This is a genomic window from Pantoea rwandensis, assembly GCF_002095475.1.
Classification (GTDB): Bacteria; Pseudomonadota; Gammaproteobacteria; order Enterobacterales; family Enterobacteriaceae; genus Pantoea; species Pantoea rwandensis.
This window is the reverse complement of the sequence record NZ_MLFR01000029.1, coordinates 26,975-48,477: the sequence shown is the minus strand read 5'-3', so window position 1 is coordinate 48,477 and position 21,503 is coordinate 26,975. Positions and strand designations below refer to the sequence as shown.

Sequence of the window (21,503 nt, the reverse complement as noted above, 5' to 3'; positions counted from 1 at the left end):
GCTGCCCCTTAATTCATGCTTAACGCTTGACCCAGCCGAGCGTACGCGCGGCAAGTGGGCTTCGCAGCCATGGCAGATGGTCCATTGCCACCAGCCCAAGATTTCTTCCCGCCACTAAAGGCGCATAACGGTTGGCAAACAGCCGCACTAACCCATCGGTCACACCAATAGTGGCGGTGCGATCCGCTTGGCGACGCGCGGCAAAATGGTGCAACACGCCATAGCTGCCCACATCTTGCCGTTGCCGATATGCACCTGCCAGCGTTTCTGCCAGCGACATCACATCCCGCAGCCCGAGGTTGAAGCCCTGGCCGGCAATCGGATGCAGCGTCTGTGCCGCATTGCCGACCAGCGCCAGGCGATGTGCCACCTGACGTTCTGCCTTTTGCAGCGCCAGTGGATAAATTTCGCGTTGGCCCGTGTGGGTAAAACGCCCCAGGCGCCAGCCAAATGCCTGCTGTAGCTGGTGCAAGAAGGTGGCATCATCCCACTGTTTTAATGTCGCTTCCGCCTCAATGGGATGGCTCCACACTAAGGACATACGATTATCTGACATCGGAAGCAGCGCCAGTGGACCGTGCTCGGTAAAGCGCTCATACGCACGGCCCTGATGCGGCAGTTGGGTGGTGACATTGGCGATAACCGCGAGCTGTTGATAATCGTCACGCTGCCAGGTCATCCCGCAGGATGCCGCTAACGGAGAGCGCGAACCATCCGCTGCCACCAACAATGCACCCTCAAGTTTTTCGCCACTGCTGAGCGTGACCTGCACAGATTCAGCGCTGCGCTCCACCACCGTGACGTAATCAGGGCAATGTACCGTCACACCCGGCGCACTTTTGAGGCGCTGGAATAGACGCTGCCCCACATCGAACAGTTCAACGACGTGGCCCAGTGCCGGGAGCTGATAGTCATCTGCCTGCAACTGCACAAAACCCGTGTGACCGCGATCTGAAACGTGAATATCCGTGATGGGCGTGGCGCAATCAGCCAGCGAGCGCCACAGGTCAATATCGGCCAACTGCTGGCAGGTGCCCGCCGCTAGCGCGATGGCACGTCCATCAAACCCTGGATGCGCACGGCTGTCTGGCAGGCTGCGTTCAATCAGGGTGACGGGTAATTGGCCGCGCGTCAGATGCGAGATAGCCAATGCCAGCGTGGCACCGGTCATACCGCCGCCTGCAATCAAAATGCTCATGCGTGACGTGCCGCCGCCATCAATGCTTCTATCGCATCCGCATCTTTGACAACGCTGTCGGTCAGGTTTTCATTGCCTTCCGCAGTGATCACGATGTCATCTTCAATACGAATACCGATGCCGCGATACTGCTGAGGAACTTTGGCATCCGGCGCAATGTAAAGGCCCGGTTCAATGGTCAGCACCATACCCGGCTCGAGAATGCGGTCACGGCTTGGAGTGCCGTAATGGCCGACGTCATGCACATCCAGCCCCAGCCAATGGCTCAAGCCGTGCATGAAGAACGGACGGTGCGCCTGCTCTTCAAACAGCGTATCGATATTGCCTTCAAGAATACCAAGATCGACCAGACCGGTGATCATGATATGCACCACTTCATCATTGACGTCGTGGATGCTGATGCCTGGGCGGAACATCGACAGCGCTTTGTAGAGCGAAGCCAGTACGATGTCATAAATCTCGCGCTGTGGCTGAGTGAACTTACCATTCACAGGGAAAGTGCGGGTGATGTCTCCCGCGTATCCTTGGAATTCACAGCCCGCGTCAATCAGCACCAGATCGCCATCGCGCATTTCACTTTCGTTTTCGGTGTAATGCAGAATGCAGCCGTTGTCACCCGATCCGACAATGGTGTTGTAGGACGGGAAGCGCGCGCCGTGGCGATTGAATTCATGGTGAATTTCGCCCTCGAGCTGATACTCAAACATCCCCGGACGACAGGTTTGCATGGCGCGGGTGTGCGCCAGTGCACTGATTTTTCCTGCGCGGCGCAGGATTTCGATCTCAGCTTCGCTTTTAAACAGGCGCATATCGTGCACCCATGGACGCCAGTCGGTGAGGGTCGCCGGTGCGCTCAGGTTTTGGCGGAAACCGCGACGCAGTTTTTCCAAAGCGCTGAACACCAGTTGGTCAGCTTCTGCGTATTCACCCTGAGCGTGGTAAACCACATCAAGCCCGTTGAGCAGCTGATGCAATTGATCACCGATATCGTCCCAAGGCAACGCGCGATCAACACCCAGTTTCGCCGGTGCGGCATCTTGTCCAAGACGACGACCAAACCAGATTTCTGCAGTCAAATCACGCACACGATTAAACAGCACGCTGTGATTGTGCTTGTCGTCGCTCTTGATTAGCACCAGCAGCGCCTGCGGCTCGTTAAATCCGGTGAAGTACCAGAAATCGCTGTTTTGGCGGAAGTTGTATTCCGTGTCGTTGCTGCGCGTCACTTCAGGTGCAGCGAAAATCAAAGCGGCACTGCCAGGTGTCATCCGGGCAATCAGCGCCTGACGACGTTGCTGGAAGGTTTCCAGTGTAATCATGTTTGCACTCCCTGTTGAAACGGGCAACAACGTACCCGATGACGCGCTTAGTGTAGCGTAGGCTTTTGAACTTCCGGTGCGGTTGGCGTGTGCTGACGCGTGAAGGTATCGTGGCACAACAATGCGGCAACGCGCACGTACTCGATCACCTCTTCCAGCGACTGCTCCAGCTCTTCCTGATCTTCATCTTCGTCGTAACCGAGTTGCGCGATGGTCCGCAGATCATCAATCGCTTCGCCGGTTTCGCCGGTGACTTTTTCCAGCTTTGGCTGCGTAACGCCCAAGCCAAGCAAGAAGTGATTCACCCAACCAGCCAGTGCATCAGCACGATCAAACACGGTGATGTCGTCATCCTCTGGCAGCATCAACTGGAACATGAACCCTTCGTCTTCCAGCGTACTGGTCAGGCTTTCATGCAGCGCTTGCAGCGGCTGCGACAGGCTTTGCGAAAACGCCATGCCTTCATTGGTAAGGTCATGGACCATGGTTTTCCAACCGTTGTCCTTGTTGCCACCGCACACGATTCCTGAGAGCAATCCGTGCATTTCAGCCGGCGTCATTCCGACACCTTGCTGTGAGAGTGCTGCGGCAAGCGCGTTGTAACTCGGCGTTGCGTTCTGTAATGACATAAGCTTTGGTCGTCGTTGGCTGAATAAGTTCGTGTTATGCTACCACCAGGTGCCTCTGGGTTTCCAGAAAAGGGGTTGTATCTTATCACTCGGATATATATAGTTGCGCCCCTCCCAACCCATTGAACGGTAAGGGAGAGCGAACGAAGTAATCAGTTAGGATGGTGGCATGTCTGCACAACCGGTAGATATTCAGATTTTTGGTCGTTCATTGAGAGTGAATTGCCCGCCTGAACAGCAAGAAGCGCTGAACCTGGCAGCAGAGGATCTCAATCAACGGTTGCAAGATTTAAAAGTTCGCACTAGAGTCACCAATACAGAGCAACTGGTGTTCATCGCCGCCTTGAACATTTGCCACGAGTTGGCACAAGAAAAAGGCAAGACGCGCGATTATGCAACAAACATGGAACAACGTATCCGCATGTTGCAGCAGACCATTGAACAAGCTTTAGTTGAGCAAGGTCGCATAACTGATCGCCAGGGCCCTAAATTCGAATAACACTTCATGGTACTCGTGTTAGAGTGACGGTGAAGTCAATTTTCTCTGAGATGTTTGCAAGCGGGCCCGTCCCCTGAGCCGATATTTAATACCAACAGAATGTGACGATCCACAATTTGTGCGCATGCTCGGTCCGTCCGAGAAGCCTAATAGTTGTGACGGCATGTTCACCTTGAACCATGGGTTCAAGGGTTACAGCCTGCGGCGGCATCTCGGAGATCCCTTCTTTAGTAGTATCTGCTAGATAATTCATGTTGTAGCAAGGCGGCAAGCAAGTGAGTCCCAATCAGCTTAAGTGATTGGGGTGAAGTGAGAGCAGCAACGCCGCTACAACCTGAAGTATGGCGCGACACCCCCGTTTCGCATGATATAGTGGCTGGCAACAGCTCGCTCTGCCGGGGACATCATGTCAGCACCCTCTCTTCTCGACCGCCAAGACATTCGCCAGCATGTGCGCCATCTGCGCCGCAACCTTACGTCTGAACAACAGGAACAGGCAGCCGATCTGTTGGCCGAGCATGCTATCAATTTTGCGCCAATTGCCAATGCGCAACACATCGCCCTGTTCTTATCTGTCGATGGTGAAATCAATACTCGCCCACTGATAGCCAAACTGTGGCAGCAAAAAAAGCAGGTTTACCTGCCGGTGTTACACCCTTTTTCACCCGGCAATTTGCTGTTTCTACGCTATTCGCCAGACACGACGCTAAGCCCAAATAAATTGCGTATACCTGAACCGCCGCTGGATATCACCCAGATGGTAACGCTCGATCAGTTGGATGTCATGCTAGTGCCGTTAGTAGCGTTTGACCATCAAGGTCAACGTTTGGGCATGGGCGGAGGTTTTTACGACCGTACACTGCAACACTGGCAGCAGCACGGATTTTTACCCATGGGGATTGCGCACGATTGCCAACGCGTGGAGTCACTGCCGGTGGCTGCATGGGATGTGCCGTTGCCGGCTATTTTGACGCCGTCAAAATTGTGGCAGTGGGACAATACGTAGTAGAGCAATTTATTGCAGTGTGACAATGCTTAGCGGCCCAATTCATTGCAGTGGGATAATGCGTAGCAGCGCAATTCACAGCAGTAGGACAATACGTAGCAGAGCAATTCATTGCGCATCTTTCAGCACATCTAAAGCTTCCAGCACGCGCGATAAATCTCGCCGCTACGTTTGTTTGGAGCACCAGCAGCGCACCAAGGTGCGCTGCAAGAGTGATATCAGTACAGCAGACGGGCGCGAATGGTGCCCGGAATAGCTTTCATCAGCTGCAGCGCTTTTTCTGCTACATCCTCTTCTGCATCAATATCAATAACCACGTAACCCATAACCGGTGTCGTTTGCAGATACTGGGCAGCAATGTTGATGCCCTGCTCAGCAAAGATCTGGTTGATAGCAGTCAGCACACCTGGACGGTTCTCATGAATGTGCAGCAAGCGGCTGGCGCTGGCGGCATGCATCGGCAGGGAAACCTCAGGGAAGTTAACCGCTGACAGCGTAGAACCGTTGTCAGAGTATTTCGCTAACTTGCCTGCCACTTCAGTACCGATGTTCTCCTGCGCTTCCTGAGTCGAACCACCAATGTGTGGCGTCAGGATCACGTTGTCGAACTCACACAGCGGTGAATTGAACGGGTCGCTGTTGGTTGCTGGTTCCACTGGGAACACGTCGATCGCCGCGCCTGCCAGATGTTTGTTTGCCAGCGCATTGCACAATGCTGGGATATCAATCACGGTCCCGCGCGCAGCATTAATCAGCAGTGAACCCGGCTTCATCAGCGCCAGCTCTTCAGTACCAATCATGTTCTGCGTAGTGTGGTTTTCTGGCACATGCAGGCTGACCACATCGCTCATGTTCAGCAAGTCAGACAGATAGCGCACTTGGGTCGCGTTGCCCAACGGCAATTTGGTTTCGATATCGTAGAAGAACACATGCATGCCCAGGCTTTCCGCCAGCACGCCCAGCTGCATCCCAATATGACCGTAGCCAATGATACCCAGTTTCTTGCCACGCGCTTCATAGGAACCCGTAGCCAGTTTATTCCAGATACCGCGGTGCGCTTTGGCGTTAGCTTCAGGAATGCCACGCAGCATCAGCAGCATTTCACCAATCACTAGCTCAGCGACTGAACGGGTGTTGGAGAATGGCGCGTTAAACACTGGCACGCCGCGTTTAGCCGCTGCGCCCAAATCAACCTGATTGGTGCCGATACAGAAGCAACCCACAGCCACCAGCTTTTCAGCTGCCGCAAAAATCTCTTCGGTCAGTTGGGTACGGGAACGGATACCAATGAAGTGCGCATCGCGAATGGAGGACTTCAGCGACTCCGCATCCAGTGCCCCTTTATGGAATTCGATGTTGGTGTAACCCGCAGCACGCAGATTTTCCAGTGCACTCTGGTGAACGCCTTCCACCAGCAGGAACTTAATCTTGTCTTTTTCCAGTGATACCTTTGCCATTTCCCGACCCTATTCTGAATTCAATGAGGACTACCATAAGCTAGCCTTCTGCCAAAATATCAAAAATTTCGTGCGCGGCAATACAAACGATTGCCTGCCTGCCAGCATGCGCCCACGCGTAGGCAGCACAATGCCGTACAAAATCGTGACATGCGTGTGTCGCGAAGTACGAACCCGCGCTTGATGAATCTTTTGTGACATAAGTCACCAAATTTCACCCTGGCGAGAAAAGATGTTTTGCAGATGGAAATAACCGGCGCAAACATCGCGCCGGATAGATCAATTTGTGATGGTTTTTACGCCATTGGCGGTGCCAATCAACGCAACATCCGCTCCGCGTGCGGCAAACAGACCCACTGTCACCACGCCCGGCAGCGCATTGATGGTTTGTTCCAACGCAATCGGATCAAGGATTCGCAGATTATGTACGTCGAGAATAATGTTGCCGTTATCAGTGACCACATTCTGACGATACTCTGGCAAGCCGCCCAGCTTAACCAACTCACGCGCCACAAATGAACGCGCCATCGGGATCACCTCAACCGGCAGCGGGAAATTGCCCAGTACATCGACCTCTTTTGAGGCATCAGCGATACAGACGAATTTCTTTGCCACCGCAGCAACAATCTTTTCACGCGTCAGTGCTGCACCGCCGCCCTTGATCATCTGCATATGTGGATTGATTTCATCTGCGCCATCGACATAAACCGATAACTCATCGACTTCGTTGAGATCAAAGACATGAATGCCCAAGGCTTTCAGTTTCTCTGTGGAGGCGACGGAGCTGGAAACCGCGCCTTCAATTTGATCCTTCATGGTGCCAAGCGCATCAATAAAATGCGCCGCAGTAGAACCGGTGCCAACGCCCACAATTGTGCCTGGCTCAACGTACTGCAACGCTGCCCAACCTACTGCTTTTTTCAGTTCATCCTGGGTCATGATATGTTTAAAACCTGTGCGACATCGAAGTGCGCGTAGTATAAAACAAGGCGTCGTAAAATTGCGCGGCTGTTGAAGCAACGATTTAATCCTTTGGAATCTGGCCCGCAAAAAACCATCGCAGCACACCATTACCATTTTGTGGCATAGTACTTTCCATCCTGAACGAGAGAGAACAACAATGAAACGCCCGGATTATCGAACGCTTCAGGCGCTGGATGCTGTGATTCGCGAGCGCGGCTTTGAACGTGCCGCCCAAAAACTCTGCATCACGCAGTCTGCGGTGTCACAGCGCATTAAACAGCTGGAAAATCTATTTGGTCAGCCGCTGCTGGTGCGCACAGTGCCGCCGCGTCCGACCGAGCAAGGACAAAAACTGCTGGCGCTGTTGCATCAGGTTGAGCTGCTGGAAGAGGAATGGCTGGGTGATGACAACAGCGGTGGCACACCACTGTTGCTTTCGCTGGCGGTCAACGCCGATAGTCTGGCAACCTGGCTGCTGCCCGCGCTGAAGGATGTGCTAGCAGATTCGCCGGTGCGTCTGAACTTGCAGGTAGAAGATGAAACCCGTACTCAGGAACGCCTGCGTCGTGGTGAAGTGGTGGGTGCCGTCAGTATCCAGCCGCAACCCTTGCCGAGCTGTCTGGTGGATCAGTTGGGTGCGCTGGATTACCTGTTCTGCGCCTCGCCTGATTTTGCCGCCCGTTTCTTCCCGAATGGCGTCACTCGCTCTGCACTGCTGAAAGCGCCTGCGGTGGCGTTTGACCACCTTGATGATATGCATCAGGCGTTTTTACAGCAGAACTTTGACCTGTCGCCGGGCAGTGTGCCGTGCCACATCGTGAACTCGTCGGAAGCCTTCGTGCAGCTGGCACGTCAGGGTTCGGTATGCTGTATGATCCCGCACCTGCAGATTGAGCGTGAACTGGCGCAAGGTGAGATTGTTGATCTGACGCCGGGCTTGTATCAGCGTCGCATGCTGTACTGGCACCGATTTGCACCAGAAAGCCGTTTGATGCGCAGCGTGACAGATGCGTTGATTGCGCATGGTCATCGCGTGTTGCGCCAGGATGATGTCACCGCATAAAAAAGGTCGCCATGATTGGCGTAATGCCGTTCACTCAAGCCAATGAGTGCGAATTTAACCCGGTACGCATGAATGCGCACCCTACAAAAACCGCACCAAACTTTGTAGAGTCGCCATTAACCGCACCCAACAATGTAGGGTCGCCATTAACCGCACCCAACAATGTAGGGTCGCCATTAATGCGACCGAAATGCACTTAAGTGACAAACATTACGCCATGATTGGCGATCTGCTTTGATGTGCGCGCATTCACGCGCAACCAGGCATTACTGCGCTGCGTTTGGCTTAATATCGAACACCACATCCACCTGATCGTCGAAGTGAATGCTCTGCTGCTCATAAGTCTGCTGCGCGGTGGTATCCGCTGGTGCGCCAGCCGCTTTGTACATGCGCGCCATTGGCATAGGCTGGTAGTTGGCAACGTGATAACGGATGCTGTAAACAGAGCCTAACTTCGCGTTAAAGCCTTCTGCCAAGGCATTGGCCTGCTGAGTCGCATTGGCAATGGCCGCTTTACGCGCCTGATCTTTATAAGCATCTGCATTGGCTACGCCCAACTCCACTGAACGGATCTCGTTCAGACCAGATTTCAATGCACCATCCAGCAGTTCGTTGAGTTTATCCAACTGACGCAGGGTGACCTGTACCTGACGCACGGCACGATACCCCTTCAGCACGGATTTGCCCTCTTTGGTGTAGTCGTACTCCGGCTGGGTGCTCAGGTTGGCCGCATCAATATCTTTCTTCTCGATGCCGTTTTTTTGCAGGAAATCGAAATATTGCGCCACGCGATCGTCAGCTTGTTTTTTTGCATCTGCCGCGTCTTTCGACGAAACATTCACCACGATAGAGAGCGTCGCGATATCGGGACGGGCATCAACACTTGCCTGTCCTGACGTCACCACATGTGGGCCATTCGGGACTTCACCCGCCTGTGCCATACCCGACAGGGCGCCGGTGCTCATTACGGCGGCTAGCGCCAGTGCTTTCAGTTTCACGAAAGTCCTCCTTGAAGGTTCAATTTGCAGGTCGCCACTATGGCTAAACCTAAAACACATTACTATGCGTGATGGTCTGAGTTTGAAATCACAAGAAAGTTCGGACCCGGTACTGTTTTAACGTATCCGCGATCGCAAAACTATGCTTACAGATTCGCTGAATGAATGCATCAGTGTTTCTATTAAAGAAACAATTCTAGCCTCTGGGAGAGTTGTATCATGACAGAACAGCCACTTAGCCAAACCGTTGTCGGCGTCCGCGCTGGGCGCACGCGATTCTTGATGCTCGGGTTGGTGTTTATCAACATCATCATCAACTACATGGATCGCACGAATCTGTCGGTGGCCGCCACGCAAATGGCCGGCGAACTGCGTTTCACACCAATGGAGATGGGGTTGATCTTCTCCGCATTTGGCTGGATCTACGCTGCGCTACAGATTCCCGGCGGTTTTTTGATTGACCGTCTCGGTGCACGCCTGGTGTATGGCGTAGGGCTGTTCGCCTGGTCATTGATTACCGCGCTGCATGCGCTGGCCAATAGCTTTGGCGCGTTATTTGGCTTGCGGCTCGGCGTCGGTGCCTTTGAAGCCCCGGTGATGCCTTCGAACAATCGTGTCATCTCCAGCTGGTTCCCCGAGCAGGAACGTGCCAGCGCGATTGGCATCTACTCTTCCGCCCAGTTCGTTGGCCTCGCCTGTATGACGCCGCTGCTGTTCCACGTGCAGGATGCCTTTGGCTGGCGAGGATTGTTCCTCATTACTGGCGTGGCGGGCATGATTTGGGCGCTGGTGTGGACTCTGCTGTATCGCGAGCCACATGAACACAAAGGCGTATCAGATGCGGAGTTGAAATACCTGCGCAGCAACGGAGCGTTGCTCGAGAGCCGTCAACAATCACAACAACCCAAAGCCCGCTGGTGTGATCTGGTGCAGATGTTCCGCAGCCGCAAGCTGGTCGGCATTTATATCGGTCAGTTCACGATCTCCGCCACCTTCTGGTTTTTCCTCACCTGGTTTCCCACTTACCTGGTGGAATATCGCCATATGGATTTCATCAAAAGCGGCTATGTGGCCTCGGTGCCCTACTTCGCCGCGTTTTGTGGTGTGCTACTGGCGGGATTTGCATCGGATCGCATGATACGGCGCGGCGTGTCTGCCAGCGTCGCACGTAAATTACCGGTGATCCTCGGCCTGTTCCTGACCCTGTTTATTCTCGGGGCTAATTACACTGACGATTCCACGCTGATTATTCTGTTTATGTCGCTGGCGTTCTTTGGCAACGGGCTAGCAACCATCACCTGGGTGTTTGTCACCGCGCTGGCACCCCGTCATCTGATTGGCCTTGCGGGCGGCGTGTTCAACTTCACCGGCGCCCTCTCCTCCATCGTGGTGCCGATTGCGATTGGTGCCTTGATCGATGGCGACAACTTCGCCCCAGCACTTGGCTTTATTGCGGTACTGGCTGCGATAGGGATCTGTAGCTATCTGTTTGTAGTGGGGAAAATTGATCATGTCAGCGCGCGCTGATCAACACCTGCGCCAGCGCTTGCAGCTGTTGCAAACGCTGCTGCAAATGCGCCTCATCCGTCTGCCAGATTTTGGCGAAGGCAAGCGCCGCGCGGTTGTTATTGATCGGCTGTGCCATGCTCACTTCGCCGTCATCGCGATGCCAGATCAGGTGATTCGAGTCACGCTTACGCGCCAGCAGCGGTGCAATCTGGGCCCACTGTTCATCACTGAAACGCGGACGCAGCACCTCATCACTCTCCGCCGCCAGCAGCGATACGCCAATCACCGACTGCCAGGCAGGCAACATGCGGAATCCTGCCAGTGCCTGGCTGGTGCTGGTACGTTCGCCGGGTTCGGAGTGCCAGATATAGATCACCTGATCTTCCCACAGCACACCCAATGCCACGACGATATCACGCGGGGCATGCGCTTCCAGCTGTGGCAATGCCTGAGCAAACAACGACGAGCCCCGAATCGCCTGTGCCGCCAACGCATGAATGCCGGGGCCGGGCAAATAACGCCGATGCTCATCCTGAACCGTCAGGCCAATCGCCGCCATGGTCATCAGCAGGCGGTTAACACGTGTGCTATTCATGCCCATCTGTCGCGCCAGTTCACGGCAGCCCACGGCTTTATCGCTGGAAACCAGATACTGCAAGCAGCGAATCCCATCAATCAGGCTTTGGTTGGGTTGAGAAGACATAGATCACCCTTTGGCGCTCAAAACACCAATCTTAGCTGTAGCATGACAGGAAGCAAATGATGCAGACCTTCTCTTCGCAAAATGCGCGTCACTTTCCACAGCAACAACTTACCGCTGATTTAGTGGTCGCGGGTGGTGGCTTAGCAGGCGTGTGCGCTGCACTTGCTGCCGCACGTGATGGGCTTCAGGTGGTGCTGATTCAGGATCGCCCAGTGTTAGGAGGGAATGCCTCCAGCGAAGTGCGTTTGTGGGCCAATGGTGCGACCTCGCACATGGGAAATAACAATCGCTGGGCGCGTGAAGGCGGCATCATGGGCGAGATCATGGAGGAGAACCTGTGGCGCAACAAAGAAGGCAATCCAGTACTGTTCGATATGGTGCTGCTGGATCTCGTGCAGGCCCAGCGCGGCATCACACTGCTGCTCAACACTGTGGTCAGTGACGTTGAGAAATCTGGCCGCCGACTGCAGGCGGTTCAAGCCTTTAACGCCATCAATCAGACACGCTATCAGGTTCAGGCCACCCAGTTTATTGATGCCAGCGGCGATGGCGTGCTGGGTTATCTGGCCGGGGCGGCCCACCGCGTGGGGGCTGAATCGATTGAGGAGTTCGGCGAGAAAATGGCGCCAGGTGAACATTTTGGCCACAAACTCGGCCACTCGATTTACTTCTACACCAAACGGACCTCGCAGCCAGTGCGCTTTGTTGCGCCCACTTTCGCGCTCAAAGAGATCACCGCCATTCCGCGTTATAAACGTTTGACCTCCGATCTCAACGGCTGCGATCTGTGGTGGCTGGAATGGGGAGGACGACTCGATACGGTGCATGAAAGTGAGACCATCAAGTGGGAGCTGTGGAAAATCGTCTGGGGGGTGTGGGATTACATTAAAAACTCCGGCGAATTCCCCGATGCTGAAACGCTGACCATAGAGTGGGTGGGATTGATCCCCGGTAAACGCGAGAGCCGCCGCTTCCTTGGCGACACTCTGCTCTGCCAGCAGGACATCATCGAACAGCGCGATCATTACGATGCGGTGGCTTACGGCGGCTGGTCAATCGATCTGCATCCTGCAGATGGCGTTTACAGTGAGCACGATGGCTGCCGTCAGTTTCACAGTAAAGGCACCTACACCATTCCGTTCCGCGCGCTTTACAGTCAGTCACTGGATAATCTGCTGCTCACCGGTCGTTTGATCTCGGCAACCCACGTTGCTTTTGGTAGCGCGCGGGTAATGTGTACCTGCGGCGTATTGGGAGAGGTGGTGGGACGCGCAGCGGCAATCTGCCATCAACAACAGATCACTCCCACGCAGTTAGCACAACCTGAGAGCGTGACACAGTTGCAGCAGCACTTACTGCGTGAGGGTGCCTACATCCCACGTCAACAGTTGGTGAATCCTGTCAGCCATGCGCAGGTGGCCGTGAGCAGTACCTTGCAGCTTCATGCCCTGCCCGCCGATGCAGGCTGGCAACCCTTGCAGTCACGCTGCGCCCTGCTGTTGCCGCTGAAGGCAGGAGAGCGCCTACCGGCCATTCAGGTACAACTGCGTGCTGCACAGACGCAGACATTGCAGGTTGCGTTGCTCACCAGCGACAACCCTGCCAACACCTGCGGCGACTGCCTGCTTGCCAGCCAGAGCATCAGGGTGAACGGTCAGGACAGTTATCGTCTGAGTTTTGATTACCAGGCTGATTGCGATCGCTATCTGTTTATCGCCTTTGAGGAGAATCCAGCGATTGAAGTGGCCCTCACTCAGCAGCGTTTGCCAGGGATCATGATGGTGTTTAACAGCCTCAACCCACGCGTCGCCAAACGTACCCGCCAGATGAACGATGGCGATTACGGTGTGGATGAATTTGATTTCTGGTTGCCGCGCCGCGCGCCGCATCAGATTCTGCTGGCCTTCGCACTCGAAGCGCCGCTGAAGCTCTGGCATAGCGACTATCTGCTTAACGGCAAACTGCGGCCGGAACAGCACACCAACTGCTGGGTACCCGCGCCGGAAGATGCGCAGCCCACCGTTATCTGGCGATGGGATGAGGTACAGCACGCCCGCCACATCACGCTGTTGTTCGATAATGACTTCGACCATGCGATGGAGACCGTGCAAATGGGGCATGCACAAGCGGTCACGCCGCATTGCACCACGCATTATCGCCTGTGGCTGGATGAAGATTTACTGGTTGAAGTTGAAGATAACCATCACTCGCTCTGCCATCACGCTATACCGCAGGGGGGGAGTTTCCGACAGATTCGTTTAGAGCTGCTGGCCAGTGCGGGCGCGCTGCCCGCACTGTACGGCTTACATCTGCATCAGAACGACGCGATGCCCTGACGTGCCAGCTGAATGGCGATAAACCACATCACGCCGCCCACCAGCAAGTTAATGATGCGCTGGGCACGCACGGTGCGCAGGCGTGGTGACAGCCAGGCCGCCAACAGCGCCAAGCCAAAGAACCAGATAATTGAAGCACTCACCGTGCCCAATGCGAACCACTGACGCGCCTCGGTAGAAGGAAGCTGACTGCCGAGGCTACCCAGCACCACAAAGGTATCGAGATAGACGTGGGGATTCAGCCAGGTCACCGCCACAATGGTAGCAATAATGCGCCAACGACCATGCTTCAGCTCTGCCTCGGTCGCCAACGCCACATCACCCTGCCACGCGCTGCGCAGTGCGCCCCAGCCGTACCACAGCAGAAACGCCACGCCCGCCCAGGTGATCAGCATCAGCAGAATCGGGGATTGATTCAGCAGCGCACTGCCGCCAAAAATACCGCCGCAAATCAGCACGATATCGCTCAGCGTGCATAACCCTGCGGTCATCAAATGGTAGTGGCGTTTGATTCCCTGATTCATCACGAACGCATTTTGCGGGCCTAATGGCAAAATGAGTGCGGCCCCAAGGGCAAGCCCTTGTAAATAAACAGATAACACAGTGGTAGTCCTGAGTAACGAGGTATTGCGATGCAGTATAGTGACGCGCGGGTATTAGCGGAAATTGAAAGATTTAATCGGGTATTAGAGAAAGTAATGATGCCGTTATAGATGGTGCAGTTGGAGAAGTAATGTGCTCATTTTTGCACGGGGCGCATAAATGCGCCCCCTACATCTATATCACCCAGGGTGCGCATTAGCTGCGCACCGCCAGGTATTGATTACTCGACGCGCTCAGGCTGCTGCTCGTTCTTCACCTGATGCAGATGCACGTCCATCTGCGGATAAGGAATTCCGATGCCGTTCGCGTCCAGCGTACGCTTGAAGTTCTTCAACAGATCCCAGTAGACGTTTTGCAGATCACTGCTCTTGCTCCAGCAGCGCACCACAAAGTTGAGTGAAGACGCGGCCAACTCGTTCAGACCGATCTGAATGCCCATCTCTTTCAGCACGCGCTCATCCGCTTCCACCACTTCTTTGAACAGCGCGATAACCTGATCGACATCCGCATCGTAGGCCACACCGATAATAAATTCATTACGGCGAATCGGCTCACGAGAATAGTTGATGATGTTACCCGCAATGATTTTACCGTTCGGTACTACAACGATTTTGCCGTCAGCACTTTTCATGGTGGTAGAGAAGATCTGCACGTTCTGAACCGTACCCATCACGCCACCAAGATCAACGAACTCGCCCGTCTTGAAGGGACGGAAGGTAACCAGCAGCACACCTGCTGCAAGGTTGGAAAGCGACCCCTGCAGTGCCAGACCCACAGCCAAACCGGCGGCACCCAGCACGGCGATCACCGATGCGGTCTGTACGCCGACACGCCCTAACGCCGCAATAATGGTAAAGGCAATAATGCCGTAACGAACCAGTGCTGACAGGAAATCTGCCACGGTGGCATCAATATGACGAGCCAGTAACACGCGATTCACGGCGTTGGAAATGATACGGGCAATGAACATCCCGATGATGATGGTGATGATAGCGGCAACGATATTCACCGCATAGCTCAGGATCAGTGCCTGATTACGTACCAGCCAGCCGCCGGCACTGTTAATGCCATCGACGACATTTAAGTCTTCCATTTGTTAGCCCTGTTGTTGAGTTTCCCGCAGGAAAATGCAAAAACGGCCAGATTAACTCCGGCACTCCCGTGTACAAGGGTAAACAAAAATGGGATGAAGCGCCAAAGATGGGCTGAATTTCCTCACTATTCCGAATCGAATGCATAAAAAAAGGCCCTTTCGGGCCTTTTTTGTACTGTAAGGAAAAATTACAGCACGTCGACAGCGTTAAGCTCTTTGAAAGCCTGCTCTAAACGCACAACCATTGAAGCTTGTGCAGAGCGCAGCCATACGCGTGGGTCGTAGTATTTCTTGTTCGGGCTATCCACGCCATTTGGGTTACCCAACTGGCCTTGCAGATAGTCTTCGTTCTTTTTGTAGTACTGCAGGATGCCGTCCCAGGTTGCCCATTGGGTATCGGTATCGATGTTCATTTTGATTACGCCGTAACCAATTGACTCTTCGATTTCTGCAGCAGAAGAACCTGAACCACCGTGGAACACGAAATCCAGCGCGTTGTGCGGCAGATTGTGTTTCTTAGTCACGTATTCCTGAGAATCACGCAGGATGGTCGGGGTCAGTTTCACGTTGCCTGGCTTGTACACGCCGTGCACGTTACCGAATGATGCCGCGATGGTGAAACGCGGGCTGATTTTGCTCAGCTCGGTGTACGCGTAATCAACGTCTTCTGGCTGGGTGTAAAGGGCAGATGCGTCCATATGGCTGTTGTCCACGCCATCTTCTTCACCACCGGTGCAACCCAGTTCGATTTCCAGCGTCATATCCAGTTTCGCCATACGCGCCAGATACTTGCTTGAAATCTCGATATTTTCTTCCAGTGACTCTTCAGACAGGTCGATCATGTGAGAAGAGAACAGTGGCTTACCGGTTTTCTTGAAGTGCTCTTCACCGGCATCCAGCAGACCGTCGATCCACGGCAGCAGTTTCTTAGCGCAGTGGTCGGTGTGCAGAATGACTGGCACGCCGTACTGTTCAGCCATCAGATGCACATGGTACGCACCCGCGATAGCGCCGAAGATTGCCGCGCCCTGTGGCTTGTCGGTTTTGAAACCTTTACCGGCGATGAAGGCAGCACCACCATTGGAGAACTGAACGATGACCGGCGCTTTAACTTTGGCCGCAGCTTCCAGTACCGCGTTGATGGAGTCCGTGCCGACGCAGTTAACTGCAGGCAGAGCGAATTTGTTTTCTTTCGCTACTTGGAAAACTTTCTGAACGTCATCACCAGTGACAACGCCGGGTTTTACGAAATCAAAAATTTTAGACATGGTTGTGTCCTGTTTCGTTACCGTTCATCCCACAAGGGGACGTCGATTTTTTGCCCAGAATGGGCAAGCCTTCAGACGGCGCCGAAGCGCCGCCCCCAAAAATTACTGCTTAGCGCGCTCTTCCAGCATCGCTACCGCTGGCAGTTTTTTGCCTTCCACGAACTCGAGGAATGCGCCACCGCCGGTAGAGATGTAGGAGATCTTGTCTTCGAGACCGAACAGGTCAATCGCTGCCAAGGTATCGCCGCCGCCCGCAACAGAGAACGCGTCGCTGTCTGCAATCGCGTTCGCCACAATTTCGGTGCCTTTACGGAAGTTCGGGAATTCGAACACGCCAACTGGACCGTTCCACAGGATGGTTTTCGCATCTTTCAACAGTGCAGCCATCGCCAGTGCGGTTTCGTCACCGAAGTCCATAATCTCTTCGTTATCCGCCACTTCGGAAACCTTTTTCACGGTTGAAGGGGCAGTTTCAGAGAATTCCGTTCCCACGCGAGAGTCGGTTGGAACCGGAATGCCGTGCTCGTCACGCAGCTTTTTCGCCGCTTCAACGAAGTCTGGTTCGTACAGTGATTTACCGACGTTGTTGTCGATAGCCACGAAGGTGTTAGCGATGCCGCCGCCGACAATCACGGTATCCGCGATTTTCACCAGAGATTGCAGTACATCGAATTTGGTAGAGACTTTAGAACCACCCACAACGGCGACCAGCGGACGCTCAGGGTTGCTCATCACTTTACCCAGCGCTTCCAGCTCAGCAGACAGCAGCGGGCCAGCACAAGCGATTGGCGCGAACTTGCCAACACCATGGGTAGATGCCTGCGCGCGGTGCGCAGTACCGAAAGCATCCATCACGAACACGTCGCACAGTGCGGCATATTTCTTCGACAGGGTCTCTTCGTCTTTCTTCTCGCCTTTGTTGAAGCGAACGTTTTCCAGTACCACCAGCTCACCTGCGCCAACTTCAACGCCTTCAAGGTAGTCTTTCGCCAGGGTAACGGTGGTGCCGTTCAGTTTTTCTTTCAGGTAGTTAACAACAGGCAGGAGGGAGAATTCTTCGTTGTATTCACCTTCGGTCGGACGACCCAGGTGAGAGGTAACCATCACTTTCGCGCCCTGTTTCAACGCCGCTTCGATGGTAGGCAGAGAAGCACGGATACGTGCATCTGACGTCACTTTCCCTTCTTTCACTGGCACGTTGAGATCGGCACGGATCAGAACACGCTTACCAGCAAGATCCAGATCGGTCATTTTAATTACAGACATGGTGAACCCTCTCGTTGATTCTCATAAGTTTTGCCAGACGCAGTCCGCGTCTTACCTGAAACCGCTTGCGGCCATTGCTAACGTGGTGTCGATCATGCGGTTAGCAAAGCCCCATTCGTTGTCACACCAAACCAAGGTCTTGATCAGGTGGTGACCACTGACCCGCGTTTGCGTGCCATCGACTATGGCACTGTGCGGATCATGGTTAAAATCTACTGAGACTAACGGTAATTCCGTATAGTCAACTATACCACGAAACGCCCCTTCTGACGCGTTTTGCAGCAAGGCATTGACCTCACAAGCCTTCACGGCTTCGCGTACTGAAACGCTCAAATCAATGGCTGTCACGTTGATGGTGGGTACACGGACAGCGATGGCTTCGAAGCGGTCGTTAAATTTCGGAAAAATACGGGTAATGCCCGCAGCAAGACGCGTATCCACCGGAATGATCGATTGGCTGGCGGCACGGGTACGACGCAGATCGCTGTGATAGGCGTCAATCACCTGTTGGTCATGCATCGCCGAGTGAATCGTCGTCACGGTGCCTGACTCAATCCCGAAGGCGTCATCCAGCAACTTGATCACCGGGATAATGCAGTTGGTGGTACAGGATGCGTTAGAGACTATGCGATCGGTTTGTTTCAGGTCTTGTTCGTTAACGCCAAACACCACGGTGGCATCCAAATCATTACCACCCGGATGCGAGAACAATACCTTCTTCGCGCCCGCTTGCAGATGGGCTTCGCCATCAGCGCGGCTGCCATATACCCCGGTGCAGTCCAGCACGATATCGACATTCAGTTCCTGCCACGGCAGTGCATCAATGTCGGCCAGATGCAGAATGCGTATGGTGTCGTCGCCGACGAACAGCTGGTCACGCTCCTGGCGCACATCCCAGGCAAAGCGGCCATGGCTGGTATCGTACTTCAGCAAATGCGCCATACCGGTGGCTTCAGCCAGCTCGTTAATCGCCACTACGGTAATCTCAGCGCGGCGGCCGGTTTCGTACAAGGCACGCAGCACATTGCGTCCAATACGGCCAAAACCATTAATTGCTATACGAATGGTCATCTCACTTCCTGCCACAACACCCAAAAAAACGTGCCAAATACCTTGAGCGTTTCGCTGCGTTTTGTACAGGGAATTATTGCCCACCTAACATTGCAAAATGATGCCACTGGATTGCTACTGAAACGGTTCAGCTAGAATAAAGCATGCAAGGAATAACAGGAATGATTGCGATCAAGTGCGCTGCTGATTATTGGATCTACGTCACATATTTTGCAGGTAAAAATTATTACTGCAGGAATAATTGAAGCGTTTCAGGTGGGAGAAGGGATAAGAAATTAAAAAGGTGCGCATAAATGCGCACCCTACGATAAGGGAAACCAAACTGTAGGGTCGCCATTCATGGCGACCGCCAATTACAGAATAGATTTCGCCGTCTTCACCACGTTCTCAACGGTGAAGCCGAACTCTTTGAACAGCAGCTCTGCTGGAGCAGACTCACCGAAGGTGGTCATGCCCACGATAGCGCCGTTCAGGCCGGTGTATTTGAACCAGTAGTCTGCGATACCCGCTTCGATAGCTACACGTGCAGCAACCGCTTTCGGCAGTACAGATTCACGGTAAGCCGCGTCCTGCTTGTCGAAGGCATCGGTAGAAGGCATAGACACCACGCGCACTTTACGGCCTTCGCTGGTCAGCTGGTCGTAAGCGGCAACCGCCAGTTCGACTTCTGAACCGGTGGCGATCAGGATCAGCTCTGGCGTACCTTCGCTGTCTTTCAGCACATAACCACCGCGCGCCACGTTCGCCAGCTGCTCTGCGGTACGATCCTGCTGCGCCAGGTTCTGACGTGAGAACACCAGCACTGATGGGCCGTCAACACGTTCAATCGCGTATTTCCATGCCACAGCAGATTCAACCTGGTCACATGGACGCCACAGGCTCATGTTTGGTGTTACGCGCAGGCTTGCCATCTGCTCTACCGGCTGGTGCGTTGGACCATCTTCGCCCAGACCGATGGAGTCATGGGTGTAGACCATGATCTGACGAATCTTCATCAGTGCAGCCATACGCGCCGCGTTACGTGCGTATTCTACAAACATCAGGAAGGTCGCGGTGTACGGCAGGAAACCACCGTGCAGTGCCAGGCCGTTAGCGATCGCGGTCATACCGAATTCGCGCACGCCGTAATGGATGTAGTTACCTGCTGCATCTTCGTTGATTGGCTTAGAACCAGACCACATGGTCAGGTTGCTTGGTGCCAGGTCAGCGGAGCCGCCCAGGTATTCCGGCAGGATTTTGCCGAAGGCTTCAATCGCATTCTGAGACGCTTTACGGCTGGCGATTTTCGCTGGGTTAGCCTGCAGCTGCTCGACAAACTTCTGCGATTCGGTTTCCCAGTTCGCTGGCAGTTCATTGTTGGTGCGGCGTTTGAACTCAGCAGCCAGTTCTGGGTGTGCTGCAGCATAAGCGGCAAACTTCTTATCCCATGCGGACTCTTTCGCCTGGCCGGCTTCTTTGGCATCCCACTGCGCATAGATGTCTGAAGGAATTTCAAACGGCGCGTGGTTCCAGCCCAGCTGTTTGCGGGTCAGTGCGATTTCGTCGTCGCCCAGTGGTGCGCCATGTGAATCATGCGTACCGGCTTTGTTTGGTGAACCGAAACCGATGATGGTTTTGCACATCAGCAGTGAAGGTTTGTCAGAGACGGCTTTAGCTTCTTCAACCGCTTTTGCGATTGCGTCTGCATCGTGACCGTCTACGCCGCGCACTACGTGCCAGCCGTAAGCTTCGAAACGTGCTGCGGTATCGTCGGTGAACCAGCCATCAACGTGACCGTCGATAGAGATGCCGTTGTCATCATAGAAGGCAACCAGTTTACCCAGTTTCAGGGTACCGGCGATGGAGCACACTTCGTGTGAGATACCTTCCATCATGCAGCCGTCACCCATGAACACGTAGGTGTTGTGGTCAACGATGTCATGGCCAGGACGGTTGAACTGTGCCGCCAGCGTGCGCTCAGCAATCGCGAAGCCCACAGCGTTAGCGATACCCTGGCCCAGTGGACCGGTGGTGGTTTCAACGCCTGCGGTGTAGCCGTATTCCGGGTGGCCTGGAGTTTTAGAGTGCAGCTGACGGAAATTCTGCAGCTCGCTCATCGGCAGGTCATAACCGGTGAGGTGCAGCAGGCTGTAAATCAGCATTGAGCCGTGACCGTTAGACAGCACAAAGCGGTCACGGTCTGCCCACAGCGGGTTAGTCGGATTGTGGTTCAGGAATTCACGCCACAGAACTTCAGCGATGTCGGCCATGCCCATAGGGGCACCCGGATGTCCCGATTTAGCTTTCTGTACTGCATCCATACTTAACGCGCGAATGGCGTTGGCAAGCTCTTTACGAGAGGGCATCTTCTACTCCAGGTCGGATTAATGCTCCGCCGCGCTTAACGTATTGTAATTAATCAGTTATAAGGCGAAGCGTGAAAAAAGTCGCACATCAATGTACATGAAAAACGGTGCAAAAGTACATGTATGCAAATGCTAAATAGCGGGGAAACGGTTGCAATTCGGGGCTTGTCTGCTAGC

At 54.1% G+C, this 21,503-nt stretch carries 18 protein-coding genes and 1 other RNA gene; 6 read left to right on the top strand and 13 right to left on the bottom strand.

Translation table 11 applies throughout. The annotated features are described in order from the left end of the window. Nucleotides 1-19: 19 nt before the first annotated feature. The 3 genes from ubiH to HA51_RS21560 are packed head-to-tail and all read right to left on the bottom strand — an operon-like array spanning nt 20 to nt 3,146. Entirely contained in the window at nt 20-1,198 is a 1,179-nt protein-coding gene (gene ubiH, locus HA51_RS21570; RefSeq protein WP_084936611.1) for a 2-octaprenyl-6-methoxyphenyl hydroxylase, read from the bottom strand. Beyond that, on the bottom strand, nt 1,195-2,517 hold the full coding sequence (gene pepP / locus HA51_RS21565) for a Xaa-Pro aminopeptidase (protein ID WP_084936610.1): 1,323 nt from the start codon (nt 2,515-2,517) through the stop codon (nt 1,195-1,197). Before pepP ends, ubiH begins: the two co-directional genes overlap by 4 nt. Nucleotides 2,518-2,564: 47 nt before the next feature. Then, a complete protein-coding gene (locus HA51_RS21560) occupies nt 2,565-3,146 on the bottom strand; it encodes a YecA/YgfB family protein (RefSeq protein ID WP_084936609.1) in 582 nt (193 codons plus the stop codon). A 169-nt stretch (nt 3,147-3,315) separates the two neighbouring features. Here HA51_RS21560 and zapA point away from each other — a divergent pair, with 169 nt between their 5' ends. The 3 genes from zapA to HA51_RS21545 all read left to right on the top strand — a co-directional run bounded on the left by zapA (nt 3,316) and on the right by HA51_RS21545 (nt 4,651). Then, nucleotides 3,316-3,645: a cell division protein ZapA gene (gene zapA / locus HA51_RS21555; RefSeq protein ID WP_084936608.1), complete on the top strand. Its 330-nt coding sequence runs from the start codon at nt 3,316-3,318 to the stop codon at nt 3,643-3,645. 39 nt (nt 3,646-3,684) lie between these two features. After that, nucleotides 3,685-3,868: non-coding RNA, 6S RNA (ssrS, locus tag HA51_RS21550), on the top strand. 183 nt (nt 3,869-4,051) lie between these two features. After that, complete coding sequence (locus HA51_RS21545) at nt 4,052-4,651, top strand: 5-formyltetrahydrofolate cyclo-ligase (RefSeq protein WP_084936607.1); 600 nt, start codon at nt 4,052-4,054, stop codon at nt 4,649-4,651. A 218-nt stretch (nt 4,652-4,869) separates the two neighbouring features. On the opposite strand, the gene serA is transcribed toward HA51_RS21545, so the two are convergent. Both serA and rpiA read right to left on the bottom strand, forming a co-directional pair. Next, nucleotides 4,870-6,108, bottom strand: coding sequence for a phosphoglycerate dehydrogenase (gene serA / locus HA51_RS21540; RefSeq protein WP_084936606.1), 1,239 nt, complete (start codon nt 6,106-6,108; stop codon nt 4,870-4,872). Between the two features lie 279 nt (nt 6,109-6,387). Next, on the bottom strand, nt 6,388-7,047 hold the full coding sequence (rpiA, locus tag HA51_RS21535; RefSeq protein WP_084936605.1) for a ribose-5-phosphate isomerase RpiA: 660 nt from the start codon (nt 7,045-7,047) through the stop codon (nt 6,388-6,390). A 181-nt stretch (nt 7,048-7,228) separates the two neighbouring features. Between rpiA and HA51_RS21530 the strand changes: the two genes are divergently transcribed. Next, a complete protein-coding gene (locus tag HA51_RS21530; RefSeq protein WP_084936604.1) occupies nt 7,229-8,134 on the top strand; it encodes a LysR family transcriptional regulator ArgP in 906 nt (301 codons plus the stop codon). A 266-nt stretch (nt 8,135-8,400) separates the two neighbouring features. Here the strand turns inward: HA51_RS21530 and HA51_RS21525 are convergent, their stop codons facing one another. After that, entirely contained in the window at nt 8,401-9,132 is a 732-nt protein-coding gene (locus HA51_RS21525; RefSeq protein ID WP_084936603.1) for an oxidative stress defense protein, read from the bottom strand. Between the two features lie 219 nt (nt 9,133-9,351). On the opposite strand from HA51_RS21525, the gene HA51_RS21520 reads away from it, so the two are divergent. Then, entirely contained in the window at nt 9,352-10,659 is a 1,308-nt protein-coding gene (locus HA51_RS21520) for an MFS transporter (RefSeq protein WP_084936602.1), read from the top strand. On the opposite strand, the gene HA51_RS21515 is transcribed toward HA51_RS21520, so the two are convergent. Further along, nucleotides 10,646-11,344 carry an IclR family transcriptional regulator gene (locus tag HA51_RS21515; RefSeq protein ID WP_084936601.1) on the bottom strand — a complete coding sequence of 233 codons (699 nt, stop codon included), beginning with the start codon at nt 11,342-11,344 and terminating at the stop codon, nt 10,646-10,648. The genes HA51_RS21520 and HA51_RS21515 overlap by 14 nt on opposite strands. Nucleotides 11,345-11,403: 59 nt before the next feature. Between HA51_RS21515 and HA51_RS21510 the strand changes: the two genes are divergently transcribed. Beyond that, nucleotides 11,404-13,680: an FAD-dependent oxidoreductase gene (locus HA51_RS21510; protein ID WP_084936600.1), complete on the top strand. Its 2,277-nt coding sequence runs from the start codon at nt 11,404-11,406 to the stop codon at nt 13,678-13,680. Here the strand turns inward: HA51_RS21510 and argO are convergent. The 6 genes from argO to tkt all read right to left on the bottom strand — a co-directional run bounded on the left by argO (nt 13,659) and on the right by tkt (nt 21,326). Further along, a complete protein-coding gene (gene argO, locus HA51_RS21505; RefSeq protein WP_084936599.1) occupies nt 13,659-14,282 on the bottom strand; it encodes an arginine exporter ArgO in 624 nt (207 codons plus the stop codon). The two genes, HA51_RS21510 and argO, sit on opposite strands and share 22 nt — an antisense overlap. 221 nt (nt 14,283-14,503) lie before the next feature. Next, nucleotides 14,504-15,376 (bottom strand): small-conductance mechanosensitive channel MscS, encoded by an 873-nt coding sequence (mscS, locus tag HA51_RS21500; protein WP_084936598.1) that lies wholly within the window; start codon nt 15,374-15,376, stop codon nt 14,504-14,506. Between the two features lie 188 nt (nt 15,377-15,564). Beyond that, nucleotides 15,565-16,644: a class II fructose-bisphosphate aldolase gene (gene fbaA, locus HA51_RS21495; protein WP_084936597.1), complete on the bottom strand. Its 1,080-nt coding sequence runs from the start codon at nt 16,642-16,644 to the stop codon at nt 15,565-15,567. 102 nt (nt 16,645-16,746) lie between these two features. Continuing rightward, nucleotides 16,747-17,910, bottom strand: coding sequence for a phosphoglycerate kinase (gene pgk, locus HA51_RS21490; RefSeq protein WP_084936596.1), 1,164 nt, complete (start codon nt 17,908-17,910; stop codon nt 16,747-16,749). Between the two features lie 51 nt (nt 17,911-17,961). Then, nucleotides 17,962-18,981 carry an erythrose-4-phosphate dehydrogenase gene (gene epd, locus HA51_RS21485; RefSeq protein ID WP_084936595.1) on the bottom strand — a complete coding sequence of 340 codons (1,020 nt, stop codon included), beginning with the start codon at nt 18,979-18,981 and terminating at the stop codon, nt 17,962-17,964. Between the two features lie 353 nt (nt 18,982-19,334). Beyond that, nucleotides 19,335-21,326, bottom strand: a complete 1,992-nt coding sequence (tkt, locus tag HA51_RS21480) for a transketolase (protein ID WP_084936594.1) — start codon at nt 21,324-21,326, stop codon at nt 19,335-19,337. Nucleotides 21,327-21,503 lie beyond the last annotated feature (177 nt).